This window comes from Rhizobium sp. P2_G9 (assembly GCF_056403475.1).
Map to the genome: position 1 here is coordinate 25,930 of NZ_JBFUFK010000046.1, position 17,565 is coordinate 43,494.

At 62.7% G+C, this 17,565-nt stretch carries 11 protein-coding genes; all 11 read left to right on the forward strand.

Annotated elements, in window-relative coordinates; all coding sequences use genetic code 11:
* Positions 1–707 precede the first annotated feature (707 nt).
* The 11 genes from AC1DYF_RS30970 (at position 708) to AC1DYF_RS31020 (ending at position 17,512) form a co-directional block, all read left to right on the forward strand.
* The gene (locus tag AC1DYF_RS30970) at positions 708–902 is read left to right on the forward strand and encodes a hypothetical protein (RefSeq protein ID WP_477881481.1); all 195 of its coding nucleotides are present in this window, start codon (positions 708–710) and stop codon (positions 900–902) included.
* The gene (locus tag AC1DYF_RS30975; protein ID WP_477881483.1) at positions 899–1,465 is read left to right on the forward strand and encodes a sigma-70 family RNA polymerase sigma factor; all 567 of its coding nucleotides are present in this window, start codon (positions 899–901) and stop codon (positions 1,463–1,465) included. Before AC1DYF_RS30970 ends, AC1DYF_RS30975 begins: the two co-directional genes overlap by 4 nt.
* Entirely contained in the window at positions 1,446–2,087 is a 642-nt protein-coding gene (locus tag AC1DYF_RS30980) for an NrsF family protein (protein ID WP_477881485.1), read from the forward strand. Before AC1DYF_RS30975 ends, AC1DYF_RS30980 begins: the two co-directional genes overlap by 20 nt.
* A gap of 177 nt (positions 2,088–2,264) precedes the next feature.
* Complete coding sequence (locus AC1DYF_RS30985; RefSeq protein WP_477881487.1) at positions 2,265–3,635, forward strand: 3' terminal RNA ribose 2'-O-methyltransferase Hen1; 1,371 nt, start codon at positions 2,265–2,267, stop codon at positions 3,633–3,635.
* Positions 3,632–6,196 carry a polynucleotide kinase-phosphatase gene (locus AC1DYF_RS30990; protein WP_477881489.1) on the forward strand — a complete coding sequence of 855 codons (2,565 nt, stop codon included), beginning with the start codon at positions 3,632–3,634 and terminating at the stop codon, positions 6,194–6,196. Before AC1DYF_RS30985 ends, AC1DYF_RS30990 begins: the two co-directional genes overlap by 4 nt.
* 54 nt (positions 6,197–6,250) lie before the next feature.
* Positions 6,251–7,018: a metallophosphoesterase gene (locus AC1DYF_RS30995; RefSeq protein ID WP_477881490.1), complete on the forward strand. Its 768-nt coding sequence runs from the start codon at positions 6,251–6,253 to the stop codon at positions 7,016–7,018.
* A gap of 477 nt (positions 7,019–7,495) precedes the next feature.
* Positions 7,496–10,906, forward strand: a complete 3,411-nt coding sequence (locus AC1DYF_RS31000) for a DUF4132 domain-containing protein (protein ID WP_477881492.1) — start codon at positions 7,496–7,498, stop codon at positions 10,904–10,906.
* On the forward strand, positions 10,900–12,000 hold the full coding sequence (locus AC1DYF_RS31005) for an ATP-binding protein (RefSeq protein ID WP_477881493.1): 1,101 nt from the start codon (positions 10,900–10,902) through the stop codon (positions 11,998–12,000). Before AC1DYF_RS31000 ends, AC1DYF_RS31005 begins: the two co-directional genes overlap by 7 nt.
* Before the next feature lie 3 nt (positions 12,001–12,003).
* Positions 12,004–14,361, forward strand: coding sequence for a DUF5682 family protein (locus AC1DYF_RS31010; protein ID WP_477881494.1), 2,358 nt, complete (start codon positions 12,004–12,006; stop codon positions 14,359–14,361).
* Complete coding sequence (locus AC1DYF_RS31015; protein ID WP_477881495.1) at positions 14,358–15,491, forward strand: VWA domain-containing protein; 1,134 nt, start codon at positions 14,358–14,360, stop codon at positions 15,489–15,491. Before AC1DYF_RS31010 ends, AC1DYF_RS31015 begins: the two co-directional genes overlap by 4 nt.
* A complete protein-coding gene (locus tag AC1DYF_RS31020) occupies positions 15,488–17,512 on the forward strand; it encodes a hypothetical protein (protein ID WP_477881497.1) in 2,025 nt (674 codons plus the stop codon). The genes AC1DYF_RS31015 and AC1DYF_RS31020 overlap by 4 nt, the downstream gene beginning before the upstream one ends.
* The last annotated feature ends 53 nt before the right edge of the window (positions 17,513–17,565 follow it).

Here is a 17,565-nt window from a genome sequence, read left to right on the forward strand (position 1 = left end):
CAGCCGTGGAGAAGCAGGCCGCAGCCAATTCCGCGAAGGACAAGGCCGCATCGGACAAGTCTACCGACAAAACGGCTAAGCCCGCTCAAATGGAGTCTGCGAAAGACGTCGAGTCTACCGCGGTCGAGGCTGCAGATCCAGCCGCGCTGAATCGCCAGGACGGGCAAACCAGCGGCGATAACACGGCGCCGACCCGTGCCGATCCCGCCAATGACGCACTCGCCAAGGCCCTGGCTGAATTGGCCGGTGAGACGTCGGCTGGAGAGGACACGGCTTCAGATACGTCACGCGCAGCCGATGACACCGCTCCCAAGCCAGCGGACGATGTCGCATCCACTCCAGCGGACGAAGTCGCTGCAGACACAGCGGCGTCCCTTTCGGACGAACCAGCGACCAGCGAAGAGGTTGAGGCCGCGGAGACTGTACAGAGCGAACAGCCTTTGCCGGAGGCAGTCGAGGAAAATGCCGCGCCAGCCGACACCAGCGAAAAGCCGACGCCCGCTGAACCGACATCCGGCAAGTCGTCTCCATCTGGCAGCGAGGGCGGACGACGCCGGCCAGCGCTCAAGACGAGGCGGCGCCGGTAGCTGCTGCGGCAGACTTGCTTTTTGATCGATATTGCGTCACTGCCCACCGACTGAGGGATCGGCTTGCCAAGTCGTCCATCGGTGGCCGTCAGGTCCGTTGGCGGCAATGATGAGCAAGCAATGCGCATATCTCTGTGCCAGTCAGACATCCGGGCGAATGAAGTTTCGTTCGGCGGTGTCACGCCGGGCAATGCCGAGCGCAAGGATGTGATCGGAAAGCATTTGCAAACCAGGGACTTGCGTTCGGGATGCATTTTGTCGATGACGTGGAGTAACAAAAACGTGCGCGGCTTCGTAGGGGAATTTGCCGGGTGAACGGTTCGACGCAGGAAGAGCAGTGGGCCATCTGGATGCGGGCCGCCATCGATGGCGACAAGCAGGCCTATCATCGCTTCCTGACGGCGGTCACGCCCTATCTCCGTGCGCTTGCGCGGCGGCGCTGCGACCAGTTCGGCGCGCCGGCGAGCGAGGCGGAGGATGTGCTGCAGGAAGTGCTGCTGGCAGTGCATCTCAAGCGCGGCACCTGGGACATATCGCGGCCGATCGGACCGTGGCTGGCGACGATCGTGCGCAACAAGATGATCGATGCGCTGCGCCGCCGTGGCCGGCAGGTGAGCGTGCCGATCGAGGATTTCATCGAGACGCTGGAAGCAGCGGATTCGACTGATGCCACCGACCGGCTGGATGCCGAACAACTGCTGACGCAGTTGAAGGACCCGCAGCGCGATATCGTGCGCTCGATCTCGCTCGAAGGGCAGGGGGTGCGCGAGACGGCCGCGAGATTGAAGATGACAGAGGGCGCCGTGCGCGTGGCGCTGCATCGCGCGCTCAAGGCGCTCGCCGCCCTATATCGGAGTGATGTGCGTGAAGACGGATGATCTGATCCATATGCTGGCCGAGGATGCACCGGTGCCAATGCGCATCGGCCGCGCCATGACGCTGGCGCTGCTCCTCGGCACGGTCATCTCGATCGCCCTGCTGCTGGCGACGATCGGCATGCGGCCGAACATGGCAGAGGCGATGCAGAGCGCTCGGGTGATGTTCAAGATCGGCGCGACGCTCACGCTTGCCATCGCAGCCTGCGGTCTTGTCTTCCGCATTGGCCGGCCCGGCGTGCCGCTCAAGGCGCGCAGCCTGTTGCTGATCCTGCCCTTGGTTCTGGTCATCGGAGCTATCATGATGGAAGGGATGATGACGCCATCCGATTCCTGGATGTCGCGCATGGTCGGCAATCATTCACGCTTCTGCATATTCTTCATTCCGATGCTGTCGATCGCGCCGCTCATAGGCTTCATGCTGGTCCTGAGGGACGGCGCCCCTGAAAGCCCTGGCCTTGCCGGCGCCGTCGCGGGACTGGCCGCTGGCGGCGTCGCCGCCGCCATCTATGCCTGGCACTGCCCCGACGACAGCCCCTTCTTCGTCGCCACCTGGTACACGCTGGCGATCTCGATCGTGACAATTGTTGGCTTTTTTGTCGGGCGTCGGCTGCTGCGATGGTGACAATTGGGCTGGCGGGTTGTCCGCCGGCGCTTGGTCATGAGACTGGACCCTTTGGAAAATATCTCCCGTAAGAGGTTGATATTCTTAAATCACTGTATTGACATCGCCTTCTCCTGCCGAGGGTGCTATAGCCCGTCGGCTTCTGCCTTCCGTTGACCCATTCCAACGCGTGATTTCATGTTCCTCTCCATTGCTACAACCCATAAGCCCGCCAGCGATCTTGGTTTCCTGCTGATGAAACACCCTGATCGTCTGCATGAAGTGGAGCTCTCCTTCGGTCGCGGCATCGTCTTCTATCCTGAGGCCAATGACAGTCGCTGTGAGGCAGCGCTGGTGCTCGACATCGATCCGATCGGGCTGGTGCGCGGCGCTGGCGCGGGTGAGGGGCTGCTCGATCACTATGTCAACGATCGGCCTTACTCGGCCTCATCCTTCCTGGCCGTCGCGCTGAACCGTATTTTTCGTACGGCGATGAGCGGTACATCGCGCGAGCGGCAGGCGCTGGCGGAGGCGGCGATCCCGCTTGAGATCAACGTCAAGCCGCTGCCGGCACGCGGCGCGGAGAGTTTGGTGAAGGGACTGTTCGAGCCGCTTGGGTGGCAGGCCGAGGTGGTGACGATCGACGGTTTTGGTGTGCCGTCGCGCTATGTCGATCTCCGGCTCACAGGCACGATGAAGCTTTCGACCGCGCTCACCCATCTCTATGTGCTGATCCCGGTGCTCGATGATGACAAGCACTATTGGGTGGGTGAGGACGAGATCAAGAAACTGCTCGACAAGGGTGGGACCTGGCTTGCCGACCATCCCGAGCGCGACCTGATCGTCCGCCGCTATCTCAAGAAGCAGAAGCGGCTGGTGCGGCAGGCACTGGCACGTCTCGCCCCGGAAGAGGAGGAGACCGAGGAGGCTGCACCGGAGCTCCATCGGCGCGAGGAAATCCTCGAAGCACCGATGAGGCTGCACGACTTGCGACAGGACACTGTTGCGCGCGTGTTGGTCGAATCCGGCGCCTCGGTGGTGGCCGATCTCGGCTGCGGCGAGGGCAAGCTGTTGCGGCGGCTGCTCAAGGAGCGCTCGCTGAAAAAGCTGATTGGGCTCGATGCCTCGACGCGCTCGCTGGAGCGCGCGGCCGAGCGGCTGAAGCTCGGCGAACCGGGTGGCGCCTCGCCCGAGCGGGTGACGCTGCTGCATGGGGCGCTGACCTATCGCGACAGCCGCTGGCATGAAGCGGAGGCGGCTGCACTGATCGAGGTGATCGAGCACCTCGATCCCGACCGGCTGCCGCATCTCGCGGACGTGGTTTTCGGCGCGGGCTTGCGCGCGATCGTCATGACGACGCCGAATGCCGAATATAACGCGCTTTTCGAGGGCATGGCGCCCGGCGCCATGCGGCATCCCGACCATCGCTTCGAATGGACGCGGCAGCAATTCCAGGCCTGGACCGAGGCGGTGGCTGATAGCCATGGGTATCAGGTGCGGCACGAGGGCATTGGCGATGTCCATCCTGAACTCGGTCCGGTGACGCAGATGGCAGTGTTTACAAAATGAAGAGCGCAGACCCCAGTCTCATCGATATTCCGGATTTCAGCCTGGTCGTGCTGATCGGCGCGACCGGCTCCGGCAAGTCGACCTTCGCCTCGCGCTGGTTCCAGCCGACGGAAGTGATCTCTTCAGACCACTGCCGTGGGCTTGTCTCGGACGATGAGAACGACCAGTCGGTGTCGTCTGATGCTTTCGATCTCGTCCGCGCGATTGCCGAAAAGCGGCTGAAAAACCGCAGGCTGGCGGTCATCGACGCCACCAATGTGCGGGCTGCCGATCGCAAGATGTGGATCGAGGTCGCCCGGCGCTGGCATGCGCTGCCGGTGGCGATCGTCATCGATCCCGGCCTGGATGTCTGCGTGGCCCGCAACAAGGCGCGGCCCAACCGCAATTTCTCCGTCCATGTGCCGCAAAGGATGATCCAGGAAATCCGCAAGGGTTTTGGTGGGCTGCAGCGCGAAGGCTTTCGCCAGGTCTGGCGACTTTCCTCGGTCGAGGCTGTCGATGCCGTGACCATCGAGCGTCGGCCGCTCTGGACCGACAAGCGGACGGAGACCGGCCCGTTCGATATTATCGGTGACGTGCATGGCTGCGCCGACGAGCTGAAGGCGCTGTTGACCGAGCTCGGCTACGGGCTTTCTCTGGAGGGGGAGCGCACTGTCCTGACGCCGCCCGGCGATCGCAAGCTCGTCTTCGTCGGTGATCTTGTCGACCGTGGACCGCAGACTCCGGACGTATTGCGCATCGTCATGGATGCCGTCGATGCCGGCCAGGCGCTCTGCGTCCAGGGTAATCACGACCAGAAGCTCGACCGCTGGATGGCCGGCCGCAACGTCAAGATCGCCCATGGCCTGCAGGAAAGCATCGACCAGCTCGAAGCCGAGACGCCTGAATTCCGGGAGCGGGTCAAGCGCTTCCTTGGCGATCTCCGCAGTCATTACTGGCTGGATGGCGGAAGGCTGGTTGTCGTCCATGCCGGCCTTAAGGAGGAGATGATCGGCCGCGGTTCGCCAGCGGTGCGTGATTTTGCGCTTTACGGCGAGACCACCGGCGAGATCGATGCATTCGGCTTGCCGGTGCGCGGCGACTGGGCGGCGGCCTATCGCGGCAAGACGGCCGTCGTCCACGGTCATACGCCGACGCCGGAGGCCGAATGGATCAACAACACGATCTGCATCGATACCGGCTGCGTCTTCGGCGGCAAGCTCACGGCCCTACGCTGGCCGGAAAAGCAATTGGTCAGTGTCCCGGCGGCTCAGATCTATGCCGAGCCGATCCGGCCGCTCGCCGTTGTCGCCGAACGGTCAGGCCAGGCGGAGGCGGACAATCTGCTCGACTATGCCAATGTCTCCGGGCGCCGCTATATCGATACGTCGCTGATGAATCGGATCGCCATTGCCGAGGAAAATGCAGCGGCGGCGCTCGAGGTGATGGCGCGCTTTGCCATCGCGCCGCAATGGCTGATCTACCTGCCGCCCACCATGTCGCCGGTCGAGACCAGCAAGAGCGAGGGCTGGCTGGAGCGGCCGGAAGAGGCGTTCGAGTTCTTCCGCGCGCGTGGCCAGACGGAACTGATGCTGGAAGAGAAGCATATGGGATCGCGGGCGGTGATTGCGGTCTGCCGCGACGATGCCGTGGCGCGCCAACGCTTCGGCACGGTCTCCGACGAGGCGGGTTCGATCTGGACCCGCACCGGCCGCGCCTTCTTCTCCGAACGGGCAATGATCGAAGCGGTGCTGGCGCATATCCGCGCGGCGGCCGACGTGGCAGGTCTCTGGGACGAACTCGGCACCGACTGGCTGCTGCTCGACGCCGAGGTCATGCCCTGGTCGGCCAAGGCGTCCAGCCTGATCGAGCAGCAATATGCGCCCGTCGGCATTTCCGCCCAGGCCGGGCTTGGCGCGGCCCTGGAGGCAGCCAATCGTGCCGTGGCGCGTGGCGTGGATATGGGCAGTTTCCGCGACCGGCTGGCCGCACGGGCCGAGAAAGCCGATCGCTATGGCGGCGCCTGGCAGCCCTACACTTGGCCGGTTGCCGATGCAGGCGATCTGCGCGTCGCTCCCTTCCACTTGCTTGCCAGCGAAGGGGCGGTGCATTTCGACAAGGACCATGTCTGGCATATGGCGATTGCCGACCGGCTCGCGGCGGCGGGCGGCCCCGTGCTGGTGGCCAGTGAGCGCCGCCACATCGTATTGGCCGACGCCGATGCCTGCGACGAGGCGGTTCGCTGGTGGGAGGCGCTGACCGCGCGGGGTGGCGAGGGCATGGTCGTCAAGCCGCTCGCCTTCCTTGCCCGCGGCGAAAAGGGCCTGATCCAGCCGGCGCTGAAAGTCCGCGGCCAGGATTATCTGCGCATCATCTACGGCCCGGAATACGACATGCCGGACAATCTCTCGCGGCTGCGCAAGCGCAGCCTGGGCGGCAAGCGGTCGCTGGCGCTCAGGGAATTCAGCCTCGGCCATGAAGGTCTGCTACGGTTCCAGGCCCGGGCACCCTTGCGCGACATCCACGAATGCGTGTTCGCCGTTCTTGCGCTCGAAAGTGAACCGATTGACCCCAGGCTTTAGGTCCGGATCATTCGGGGCTTGATCGAGGACCTACGACGTTGGCATGGAATGGATATGAAACTCTGGATTCTCTCTGATCTTCACACCGAATTCGCGCCGTTCGCGGTCCCAAGACCGTTGCCGGATGCAGACAAATGCGTGGTTGCGGGCGACTTCGGTGTTGGCGGCGTCGAGCTTGCGCTCGAGTGGCTGCATCAGCATGTCGCGCCGGCCATGCCCGTCCTGTTCGTCGCAGGCAACCACGACTATTATCGAACGTCCTATCTGGACGCTCTGGAGGATGGCAGGCGGTTGGCGGCCTCTCTCGACCGGGTGCATTTCCTCGAAAACGACACGATCGTCCTCGGTGGCGTCACCTTTCTCGGATGCACTCTATGGACCGATTTCGCGCTCGACGGGACACAGGCATTTTCCATGTTCGAAGCCAAGTCGGGCATGAATGACTACAAGCGGATCAAGTTCTCCAAGAAACCGTATATGCGGTTCACTCCGCACCAGACCGTTCGGTTCCACCTTGACAGCCTGGCATTTCTGGAGCGGGCACTCGCGGCGGCCGTTGGCCCCAAAGTGGTCATAACGCACCACGCGCCAAGCCGTCTGTCACTCCCTGAACGGCTCCGGCAGGACCGCTTCAGCCCGGCCTATGCCTCAAACCTCGACGGTCTGATGTTGGAGCATGGCCCCGCGCTGTGGGTCCATGGCCACATCCATGATCCCGTCGACTATGTGGTCGGCGCGACGCGGGTGTTCAGCAATCCGAGAGGGTATCCGGGGGAGTTGCCGACGGAAGACTTCATTCGACGCAGTACATTTGAGTTGTAGGCATCAGGCAAAGACGAAAATTCCGCTTTGGGCGAAAAATCGGATGCGTTTCGAATAGTTTGACGGCAATCAGGCGCGGGCGGCTGGAGGATCGCACGCGGAGCGCTTCGACATGTCCTCTTTGACTTTCTTTTGATTTCCATTCTACAAGATTTTGGTGCGCCGCCGGCTTTGCGGTATCTGCGATCGTATGTCTTTGCATTCTTTTGAGTGGTCGATATGAGTCTATTGTCGAAATTGTTCGGGGGCGCAAAAGATGGCCTCCCAAATCGCATTTCACAACGTTTTAAAGCACTTGACGATTGCCAGCCGGGTCTGACCGCTCAGGTTGTCGATTATATCGCAAGCGACGTTGGAAGCAGCGTCTTGGCAAGTCTGTCCGCCGCGAAAGTCCGGAATTTCTGGCTGGCCGGGGGATATATGCATTCATTTGCTCAACCGAGCGACAAGTTGTTCGAGCCGGGTGTGGAATGGACCATGATGCAGCGTGTGCGCCTCGGCGATGTGGAGGCGGCACTTCATCCCTTGGGAGCAGGGTGGTCATGGGGGTTCATGGGCACGTCGAACGCCCCCGACTGGCTGCGATATATGCTGCATGCCCTGGCCATCAGGGGACGTAGAATCTGCACGCTCGAGGCATTCAGCGCCTTGCTTGCGGCGCGGGGCCTCGGGATCGAGGTGGCCTTCGACATCGTCTTCAATCGCGATCCGGTAAATTATTCATGCGATCACAGCACCGATCATTTCGACGCCGTCGATTCCTGGCTCTCCAGCCACGCATCGGAGGTTGCAGCCTTGGCGCCGAAGCTCGCTGTGGGACCACGTGCACAGTTGATTGCGGCGATTGGTCGCTATCGACAGATCGACATCTTCCTCGACCTCCTGGTCGATAGCGGCATTGCTTCGTCGAAGACAGTCCGCGAGGCTGCCCAGAAAGTATTGACGGGCGCTGATGCCTCCCAGTTCCAGGTGCGGCTGGAGAGCGTTTTCCCCTCGTGCACTCCTGGCGCGCGTGCGGATCTGATTGCACTTGCCGCCCGGGGATTGGGCGCCGAGGCGACCCCGCTGCTGTTGCGTTGGCGTAACGATGAGAAGAGCGCCAAGGTGCTCGCGGCGATCGACCAGACGCTGGCCAACGCTTCCCTGACTCGAGCCGATGCCGGTTCGGGAGACCGCGACAAGACAACTTATGTGGCGCTCGACGGCTCTCTCGTCGAGGTACCGCCGATGCCGCCTCTGCCGGAACCTTCGGCGATTCCGGAAGAAACGATGAAGCTTCTGCTTCCAGCACTGCGCAGTTATAACCAGACGGTTGAGATGGGGCATCGAGAAGCGGCTGCGACCAAGGAGCGATGGCATTGGAGCAGTCAATGGAAGCCGGTCGAAGAGGGCGTCCTCGCCCGGATGAAGCAGGTGGCCGAACTCGTCGGTTCTCGTGATCCGTACCGCAGTCTGTTTCAATGKATCCGGTTTGAGCACAAGAACCACCGATCGGGGATCGACGCTTTTTTGTCCTCGCCCACACTCAGCATTCGTCATCTGGTCAAGATCGCATCGTCGACTTGGGGTACCGGCCTGCTGTATTTGCTGGGAAACGAAAACTTCGCGATCTCGGTTGCTATCCGCCGGCGGATAGCCGAAGGTACGGACCTCAGGAGCATTCAGGCGCTTTGGGCGGAAAACGGAGGCGAGGATGCGATCACCCGATATCTGGAAACCGATTGGGCCAGCTCGTCTGAAGCAATGGGACTGGAACATTTCTGGACGCTGATCGCAGAACGCTTCGACCAGATCGAGGAAGCGCTCGGTTTCCGGCCGCAATCGGGCAGCAAGCCGCTCAATCTCAGCCGGGGGCTCGAGCTTCTGGCGATGCTGCCGGCGGTCCCGCAACGATTTCTGCTGCCGCTGATGACGGTTGCCACGGGAACACGGAAAGGCCCGCGTGCCGAGGCGCGTAAGTTGCTGGCCGGTGCTCCCGATATCGAGCCGGCGATTGCCGGACTGATGGGTGACGGCAAGCAGGAGGTGCGGGCCGGGGCGGCGGAATGGCTGGGCCAGCGCGATGCCAAGGGTTCGATCGCCGCGATTCGAACCGCGCTCAAGGGGGAAAAGACTGATGTCTGTCGCGCTGCTATGATTTCAGCGCTCGAGAAACTCGGTGAGGACGTCTCCGACTTCTTCGATCCCGTCAGACTGAAGCAGGAGGCCGAGCGCGGCCTGGCAAAGACCCAATCGAAAGGATTGGAATGGTTTCCTATGGACGCCCTGCCTGCGCTGAACTGGCGTGATGGAACAGGCGTCGACAAGGCGCTGGTCGCCTGGTGGGTGGTGCTTGCCAACAAGCTCAAGCAGCCGGGCGGCAATGCGATGATGGACCTCTGCCTCGACCGACTGGTGCCGCGCGACGCCCATCGCCTCGGCCAGAGCGTTCTTGCCGCGTGGATCGTTCAGGATACCCGCATGACCTCGCTCGACGATGCCAATGCCCAGGCGGAAGCAGAAGTCGATGCCCGGTTGCAGACCCATCTGAACTGGGCAAAGCGCTACCCACAGAATGCCTCGGCATGGATCACGGACCGCGACCTCGTGTTTGCGCAGATCCGTAACGAGAAACTTGGCACTTTCCTCGGCAGCGCGACCGACAATAAGGGGTTGTTGGCTTTGACGACGCGCATGAACGGCATCGACATGGCCAAGATGGCGCGCGGCTATCTCAAGAACCACGGATCGCGCGTCTCGCAAAGCAAGGCTATTCTGGAAGCGCTCGCGGCCAATCCGTCCGGTGCCGCCATCCAGATCGTGCTCGCCACCGCCAATCGCTTCAAGGCCCGTACCGTGCAGGCCCACGCCGCGGCCCTGATCGAGGACATTGCCAACCGGCGCGGCTGGACGACGGAGGAACTGGCGGACCGGACCATTCCGACCGCCGGTCTCGATGAGACCGGGGCGGCCGAACTCGATTGCGGAACGGACCGCACCTATCGCCTCATGCTCGATGCGACGGACGCGCTGGTGCTTCTCAACGCTTCGGGCGATCCCGTCAAGGACCTGCCAAAGCCGAGAAACGAAGAAGAAAAACCGCTGCTCGACGAGGCGAAGAAAACGCTGGCGACGGCCCGCAAGGAAATAAAGCAGATTATGCCCGATCAGACAGCCCGGCTGCGCGAGGCCATGTGTCTCGAGCGCACATGGGCGGTCGAGGACTGGAGCCTCTATCTTCTCGGCCATCCCCTGATCGCCCGCCTGGCACGGCGACTCGTCTGGATGGGCCTCGACGAGGGCGGTGCCGTATTGGCGACATTCCGACCGCTCGATGACAACAGTCTCACCGACACGGATGACAGCCCAGTCGATATCGGGCGCTTTTCCGGTATTCAACTCGCCCACAGCCGCCTCCTGCCCGACGAAGTCTCCGAGGCCTGGAAGACGCACCTTGCCGACTATGAGGTCGCGCCGCTTTTCGACCAGTTCGGCCGCAAACTTCCGCTACTCGATCCCTTACGCAAGGGCGACAAGGAGATTGGCGACCGAAAGGGGTGGATGATCGAGACGTTCAAGCTGAGGGGCGCGGCGACGAAACTCGGCTATGTCCGCGGTGCCACGGAAGATGGCGGCTGGTTCATGACCTATGAACGGCGATACCAGGCAGCTGGCCTTGTCGCCCTGGTCAATTTCGGCGGTAGTCCGTTGCCGGAGGAAAATCGGCCGACGGCCTTGCATGACCTCACCTTCGCGAAAGTGCGGCGCAACGGCCATGCCTATGGCAATCCGGTGGCTCTTGGCGAGGTCCCGCCAGTGCTTCTCGCCGAGACCTGGCAGGATTTGCACGACATCGCGGGCAAGGGAACGGGGTTCGATCCGGAGTGGGAAAAGAAGTCGCCATGGTGAACGCTGTCGCCACCGCATTGAGGCTGCCGGCCGAGCAGCGCTATGCCGAAGAACTGACGAAGCTGGCAAACGGCGACAGCGCGCCGCGTCCGCCGGGCTGGCATCTCAGCGCCCGCGCCGTACGCCGGTTCATTCTCGGCGATGCCGCGCTGGGCATCTCGCGCAAATTTTACGGCGACGACCCTCTGGTGGATCGTGCCATCGTCAGCCTGATGAGCAATCAGGGGCTGATGCTGGTTGGCGAACCCGGCACGGCCAAATCGATGCTGTCGGAACTTCTTGCAGCCGCGATCAGTGGCCAGTCGCTGCTGGTCGTTCAAGGCTCGGCCGGGACCACCGAGGACCATATCCGCTATTCCTGGAACTATGCGCTGCTGCTGTCGGAGGGGCCAAGCGAAAAGGCGCTGGTGGCCTCACCCGTGCTGACCGCAATGCGCGAAGGCCGGATCATCCGGTTCGAGGAAATCACCCGCTGCCCGCCTGAAGTCCAGGATGCGCTGATCTCGATCCTATCGGAGAAAAGCGTCGCTATTCCTGAACTTGGCGCCGACTGGACCGTGGCGGCGCAGCCGGGTTTCAACGTTATCGGTACGGCCAACCTGCGCGACCGCGGCGTCCACGAAATGTCGAGCGCCTTGAAGCGGCGATTCAATTTCGAAACCGTGCATCCGATCGACGATCCTGCATTCGAACGCGAATTGATCCTCAAACAGCTTGCCGAGCGTCTCGGTCCGTCGGGGGTCAGCGTCAGGGGCGAAACGGAGGTCGCAGACCTGCTGGTCCAGACGTTCCAGGACCTGCGCACCGGCCGTACGCGCGAGGGAACCAGCCTCAATCGGCCCGATGCGGTGATGTCGACGGCCGAGGCGGTCAATGTGCTGCACGCGGCGACGCTTGATGCCGCCTATCTCGATGACGGACTGGTCAAGGGCAGCCATGTGGCACGCCAGATCCAGGGTGTCATCCTGAAGGACTCGCCCGAGGACGGCAAACGGTTCAAAGCCTATATCGACCATATCGTCAAAGACCGTGCCGGAAAATCGACTGCCTGGCGCGATTTCTATCAGGCAGCGCGCGCCCTCAAGCTGGTCTGACAGATGATGGCCGGATTTTCCGATAGCCTCCACGACAGCAAGCGCGATCTCTATGTGGTGCCGGTCCGCCACCACAGCCCTGCCTGCGCCACGCATCTTGAAGCACTTCTGCAGCAGGTCCGCCCGGCCCATATCCTGATCGAGGGGCCGTGCGACTTCGACCCGATGATCCCGTTGATAACCGATCCCGCAACGCGGCCGCCTGTCGCGGTGGTTTCGATGCAGGAACAGAAAGAGCCATCCCGGCGCTCGGTCAGCTACTTCCCGCTTTGTGCGCATAGTCCCGAATATGTCGCGTTGCTTGCAGCCCGTATCTCCGGCGCCCAAGCGGCTTTCATCGATCTGCCGATGGAGATGCTTGCCCTCCAGGACGACAGCGAGGCACGGGTGCTGCTGAATGACGAGCTGCGCTTCGACAGCGGTGATTACGTTCGCGCGTTATGTGTGACGCTGGGCTGCCGGGACGGCAACGAAGTCTGGGACCATCTGTTCGAAACGCGGCTTCATCAGCATGATTGGCGTAGGTTCTTCGGCGATGTTTCGATCTATTGCGAGCATATCCGCGCATCCACCGATCCTGGCTCAATGGAGCGGGACGGTACGTTGGCGCGCGAAAAACAGATGCGCGCACTGATCGCAGAGGTTTGCCGGGGCGCCAAAGGACCGGTTGTCGCCGTCGTCGGCGGTTTTCATGCCAGTGCACTCCTGGCGCCATCGGAGACCCGAGAAACGGCCGAAATCGCGTCGGCCAAAAGCAAATCTTATCTGGTGCGCTATGGCCATCGGCAACTCAATGCGCTTAGCGGCTATGGCGCCGGCCTGCCTCTGCCCGCTTATTATGAAGGCCTGTGGCAGCGGCGGAACGAAGCCCAGCCTTATTCGGCCTATGCCACCGATATCATCACTGGCTTTGCGGGGCATATTCGAGCGCATCTGCCGGACTTTGCGCCACCCTTTCCGGTTCTGGCCGCGTCGCTTGAGAATGCCCATCGACTGGCGGAACTTCGCGGTCGGCCAGGGCCGATGCGTGACGACATTGTCGACGCATGCCGGTCGACCATGCTCAAAGGCGAGGAAAGCGGCGATGCTGCGCCGGTCATGGCCGAACTTCTTGCCTGGATGACCGGTAGCGCGCTCGGCGACATACCGCCATCTGCCGGCTCGCCACCGCTCATAGAAGCGATTCGAGCGCGCGCCCGGTCGCTGGGTTTCAATCTTGACGATGGCGAGCGGCGTACGCGCGACCTCGATATCTACCGCAAGGATCGTCATCGCGCCGCCAGCCGTTTCCTGCACGGTATGGCTTTTATCGAGACGCGCTTTGCCGAGCGGCTGGCCGGCCCTGATTTTCGGCTTGGAGTCGATCTCGACCGCCTGTTCGAGCAATGGTCGGTGATGTGGTCGCCGATGGTGGAAGCACGGTTGATCGAGTGCTCGGTTGACGGCGACACGCTTGAGGCCGCCGTCGCGGCGCAAGCCATGCGGCGGCTGGCGGCGCTGAGAGCCGAGGGGCGCGGCAGGGATGCTGTCGAGGCGATCGGGCTGCTGGTGACCGCCTGTCAGGCGGGTATAGCCGATAGGGTGGCTTCTATCCTACCTTTCATCGCCGACGAGATCGCCGTCGATCCGGATATTGCTTCGGTCTCCGAGGCCCTGCGCGATCTGCTCGCCTTGTGGCGCAACAATGAGGCCATCGGGCTGGATGACCGGAGCCCAGTCGGAATGCTGGTGCTCGCCGCCTGGCGGCGTGCTCTGTTCTTGCTGCCGGACCTGGAGACCTGCGGCGAGGAGCATATAGCGCGAGCGCTCGACGCACTGGTGATCCTGCGCGAGGTCACAGCCCTGGCGAAAGATGCTGTGGAGGGCATGGACATTGCGCTGTTTGACGAGGCGGTGGCGAGGCTGCGGCGCGCCGAACTCAGTCCTGCCATTGCCGGTGCGATCGCGGCTCTGTCATGCCTGAGCCGGCAAATGACGGCCGAGGAACTGGGTGCGCGCGTCTCCGGAGAATTGGGCGGCGCCTATGCCGAGCCGAAATCCTGCGTGGCATATCTGCAGGGTGTCATTGCCGTGTCGCGCGAACTGCTTTGGGCGGCGCCGGCACTCATTGCTGCGGTCGACAGGGCGCTTGCATCACTCGACGGCGAAGGCTTCATCACGCTGCTGCCGCATTTGCGGCTTGCATTCTATCGGCTCGATCCGCGCGATATCGACAGGCTGGCGCATTTCGTGGCGGCCCAACGAAACGGCGAGCCGGCGCAATTGACCCAGGGCTTCAGCGTGCCCGAGGCTGTGTTTGCCGTCAATATGGGGGTCGACCGTCGCATCGCCGGACTTCTGGCCGAGGTTGGATTGGCATGACGGATGCGCCGGAAATCCTTCGCCGGTGGCGTATGGTGTTGGGGCGTTATGCTCAGTCGGCGATGACCGATGTCACTCTCGACGCCGTAGACCGGCGGGCCGATCGCGCGCTCGACTATCTCTATCAGCGGGAACTGGAGCAGCGGGGGATGCGGCGCGACAAGGCTGTGGGTCCGGGCAGCCTGGATCCGAGCCAATTGACGGCTCTGCGGTGGCTTGGAGAGGTTCGCGCGCTGTTCCCCCAATCCGTGCTTGAGACAATCCAGTCACACGCCATCGATCGATTGGGCCTGACCGAACTGTTGGCCGACCCCGCGCTGCTGGGCAGTCTCGAGCCCAATCGCGACCTTCTCAAAGCGCTGTTGTCGTTCAAAGGCCGTGCCAGTCCTGCAATGCAGGAAAAGATTCGCGAGATCGCCCGCCGCGTCGTCGACGAGATCATGGCGCGGCTGAAGCCCAAGATCGACCGGGCGCTGTCCGGCAGACCGAACCGGTTTCGCCGCAGCCAGCACAAGTCGATGCAGAATTTCGATTGGCGCGCCACGCTTCGCGATAATCTGAAGAACTATGATCCAGGGCGCAAGCGCATCATCGCGGACCGGCTGCGCTTTTTCGGGCGAAGCCGCAGGCTCCTGTCCTGGCGGATCATCCTTTGCGTCGACCAGTCGGGGTCGATGCTCGACTCGACGCTCTACGCCGCTGTCATGGCATCCATCCTTGCCGGTCTCCCGTCGCTCGACGTCAAACTGGTCGTTTTCGACACGAGTGTTGTGGACCTGTCGGCGGAGGCGTCGGACCCGGTTTCGGTGCTGATGTCCGTGCAGCTGGGTGGCGGAACGGATATCTGCCGCGCCGTGACCTATTGTGAACAACTGGTCGAGCAGCCGAGCCGCACGGTCCTGGTTCTGCTCAGCGACTTCTGCGAGGGTGGCCCGCTGTCGCCGTTGGTGGCGGCCATTCGCCGGCTGCATGCCGCCCGTGTGACGATGATCGGCCTCGCCGCGCTCTCCGATGACGCGGCACCGGTCTACGATCGCTCTGCCGCCGAGCGGCTGGCTTCGGCCGGCATGCACGTCGCGGCATTGACGCCAGATCGTTTTGCCGATTGGCTCGGCGAGGTGATCGCATGATCCCGCTCCGGCTGGCGACCGCACTTTCGGTCTATGACGAGGCTGCCTTGGTCCTTTTGGCCAATAAGGGTCTTTACCGGCGCGCGCAGCGCGACGTGGAAGTGGGCAAGATCGCGATCACCGCAGTCGAGCCGGACGGCCTGCTTGTAAATGCCGATGGAGACGTGGTTCGCATCGATGCCCGAGGTCCCAAATTCGCCGCCTGCACCTGTTCTGCGCCAGGGATCTGCCGGCATCGGCTGGCCGCGGTGCTGTTCGCCCAGGCGTCATCTGGCGATGCGGAGACGGCTGCGGACACCGGCTCCTTCGATGACGAAATCGCCGGCTTCTCCACCGAGATGTTGCGAAAATGGGCCGGAAAAGCCGCCTGGCAGGCCGCGCTCGAACTTGTTGAAACCGGCAATGCGGTCCGGCAGCCGGGGGTGGTGGAGGTCTTTTTTCCAGACAATGGCGTCGAAGTGCGCATCTTGGCGGGCCAGGGGCTGGACGGTATCGTCTCCAAAGTTGGCGTGTCTTTGCGCAAGACTTATCATGTGGCTGCCATGCTTGCCGCGCGCAGGTCGGCGGGTTTGGTCGAGACGGAGGAGGCAAGCGTGCCTTCCGGCCCCGTCGCGTCGGCCGATCCGGTCGATCCGTCCTTCCTGGCGGAGGTCTCGGCGGCTTTGGTGGAATGCACACGGGTCGCCTTCAATCTGGCGCCGCTTTCCCTTGAGGAGCATCTATTCAGATTGGCCGTCTCGTCGAAGGTCGAGGCGTTGCCGCGGCTGTCGGCGATGCTCCGGGCACTCTCTCGCCAGATCAGGAATCGCCGCAATCGCAACCTCGCCTTCGATGCCGATGAATGTCTCGATCTCTGTGCCTCGGCATTCGCTCTCGTCAACGGCCTGCGCAAGAGCGCGCCGGGCGAGGCGGCGCACCTCTATGGCGTCGTGCGTCAGGATTATGCTTCGGCGGGCGATCTCAGTCTTGCGGGCTGTGGTGCGGATGTGTGGACAACAGTGTCGGGCGCGCGTGGGGTTACGGGCTTTTTCTACCAGAAGGATTCCGATCGCTGGCTAACCATGACGTTTGCGCGTGCAGCCGGCCAAGACAGCACGTTTGATCCCGCGCATGCGTATCAGGCCGAAAGCCTTTGGGGTGGCGGCACGCTTTCCAGCCTGTGCGGATCGAAAATCCTGCTTGCGGGTGCTTCCGTGTCCGGTGATGGGCGCCTGTCGGGCGGCCAGGTGAGCCGCGTGTCGATCGTTGGAAGAACCATCTTTCCTGATGTGCTCGGTTGGCCATGCACATTCGATGACTGGGCGCTGCTGCGGCAACGCTTGTTGGACCGCTTGACAGTGGCGCCGGAAGGCCGGGCGTTCGAACCGGTGTTCATCAGGCCACGCAGGTTGGCGCGCCCCCTTTTCGACGATCTCGCGCAGGTTCTCTCCTGGCCGGTGGAGGATGGTCAGGGGCGATGGATATCCCTGTCGCTGGCGCATGGACGCGATCGCAATGCGCTCTTCGAAGCGGTCGAGAAAATGGCTGTTGCCGGGTGGTCCGGTACGGTGGTGGCATTGGCGTCGATCGATGGACAAGTCTTCCGGCTGCGCCCGATCGCGTTCGGCGACGGCGAAGCGATCTGCAATCTCGGTCTCGACGATATCGCAGCGTTCACCAAGCCCAGCCTTGCCCGGACCGCGACGCATCTGGTGCGTGACGTCGCCGCCTTCCTTGGGCGAAGGCCGCTGTCGTTTTCAACGTCGCCGCCTTCTGCGACTGTCGAACTGATCAACGACGCATGGCAGAGCCTGATCGATGCCGCCGAGATCGGCGTTGACCATCATGGAGGCGGGGTAACAGTTGCCGGCCATAATGCATCAAGAATGAGCAATGCCGGCTTCCAAACACTCGGCCAGGTATTGGACATATTCTCGTCTGCAGATAGGGAGCAGAGGCCTGCAGCTTTCCTGAAGGCGAGTTACGCGCTCAGTTTGGCGAGGCGCCTGACGCTTGAAATGCCGTGGTTGTGGCCGGCTTGAAGTTGGCTACTACGAAGGAGAGATAGCTGGAACTTACGCTTCCGAGCTTCGGT

Bases quoted from the DNA above. Each gene is read 5' to 3' on its own strand.
- AC1DYF_RS31010 (WP_477881494.1), top strand. From the start codon at position 12,004: ATGATGGCCGGATTTTCCGATAGCCTCCACGACAGCAAGCGCGATCTC.
- AC1DYF_RS30985 (WP_477881487.1), top strand. From the start codon at position 2,265: ATGTTCCTCTCCATTGCTACAACCCATAAGCCCGCCAGCGATCTTGGT.
- AC1DYF_RS31015 (WP_477881495.1), top strand. From the start codon at position 14,358: ATGACGGATGCGCCGGAAATCCTTCGCCGGTGGCGTATGGTGTTGGGG.
- AC1DYF_RS31005 (WP_477881493.1), top strand. From the start codon at position 10,900: ATGGTGAACGCTGTCGCCACCGCATTGAGGCTGCCGGCCGAGCAGCGC.
- AC1DYF_RS30995 (WP_477881490.1), top strand. From the start codon at position 6,251: ATGAAACTCTGGATTCTCTCTGATCTTCACACCGAATTCGCGCCGTTC.
- AC1DYF_RS30990 (WP_477881489.1), top strand. From the start codon at position 3,632: ATGAAGAGCGCAGACCCCAGTCTCATCGATATTCCGGATTTCAGCCTG.
- AC1DYF_RS30970 (WP_477881481.1), top strand. From the start codon at position 708: ATGCGCATATCTCTGTGCCAGTCAGACATCCGGGCGAATGAAGTTTCG.
- AC1DYF_RS31020 (WP_477881497.1), top strand. From the start codon at position 15,488: ATGATCCCGCTCCGGCTGGCGACCGCACTTTCGGTCTATGACGAGGCT.
- AC1DYF_RS30980 (WP_477881485.1), top strand. From the start codon at position 1,446: ATGTGCGTGAAGACGGATGATCTGATCCATATGCTGGCCGAGGATGCA.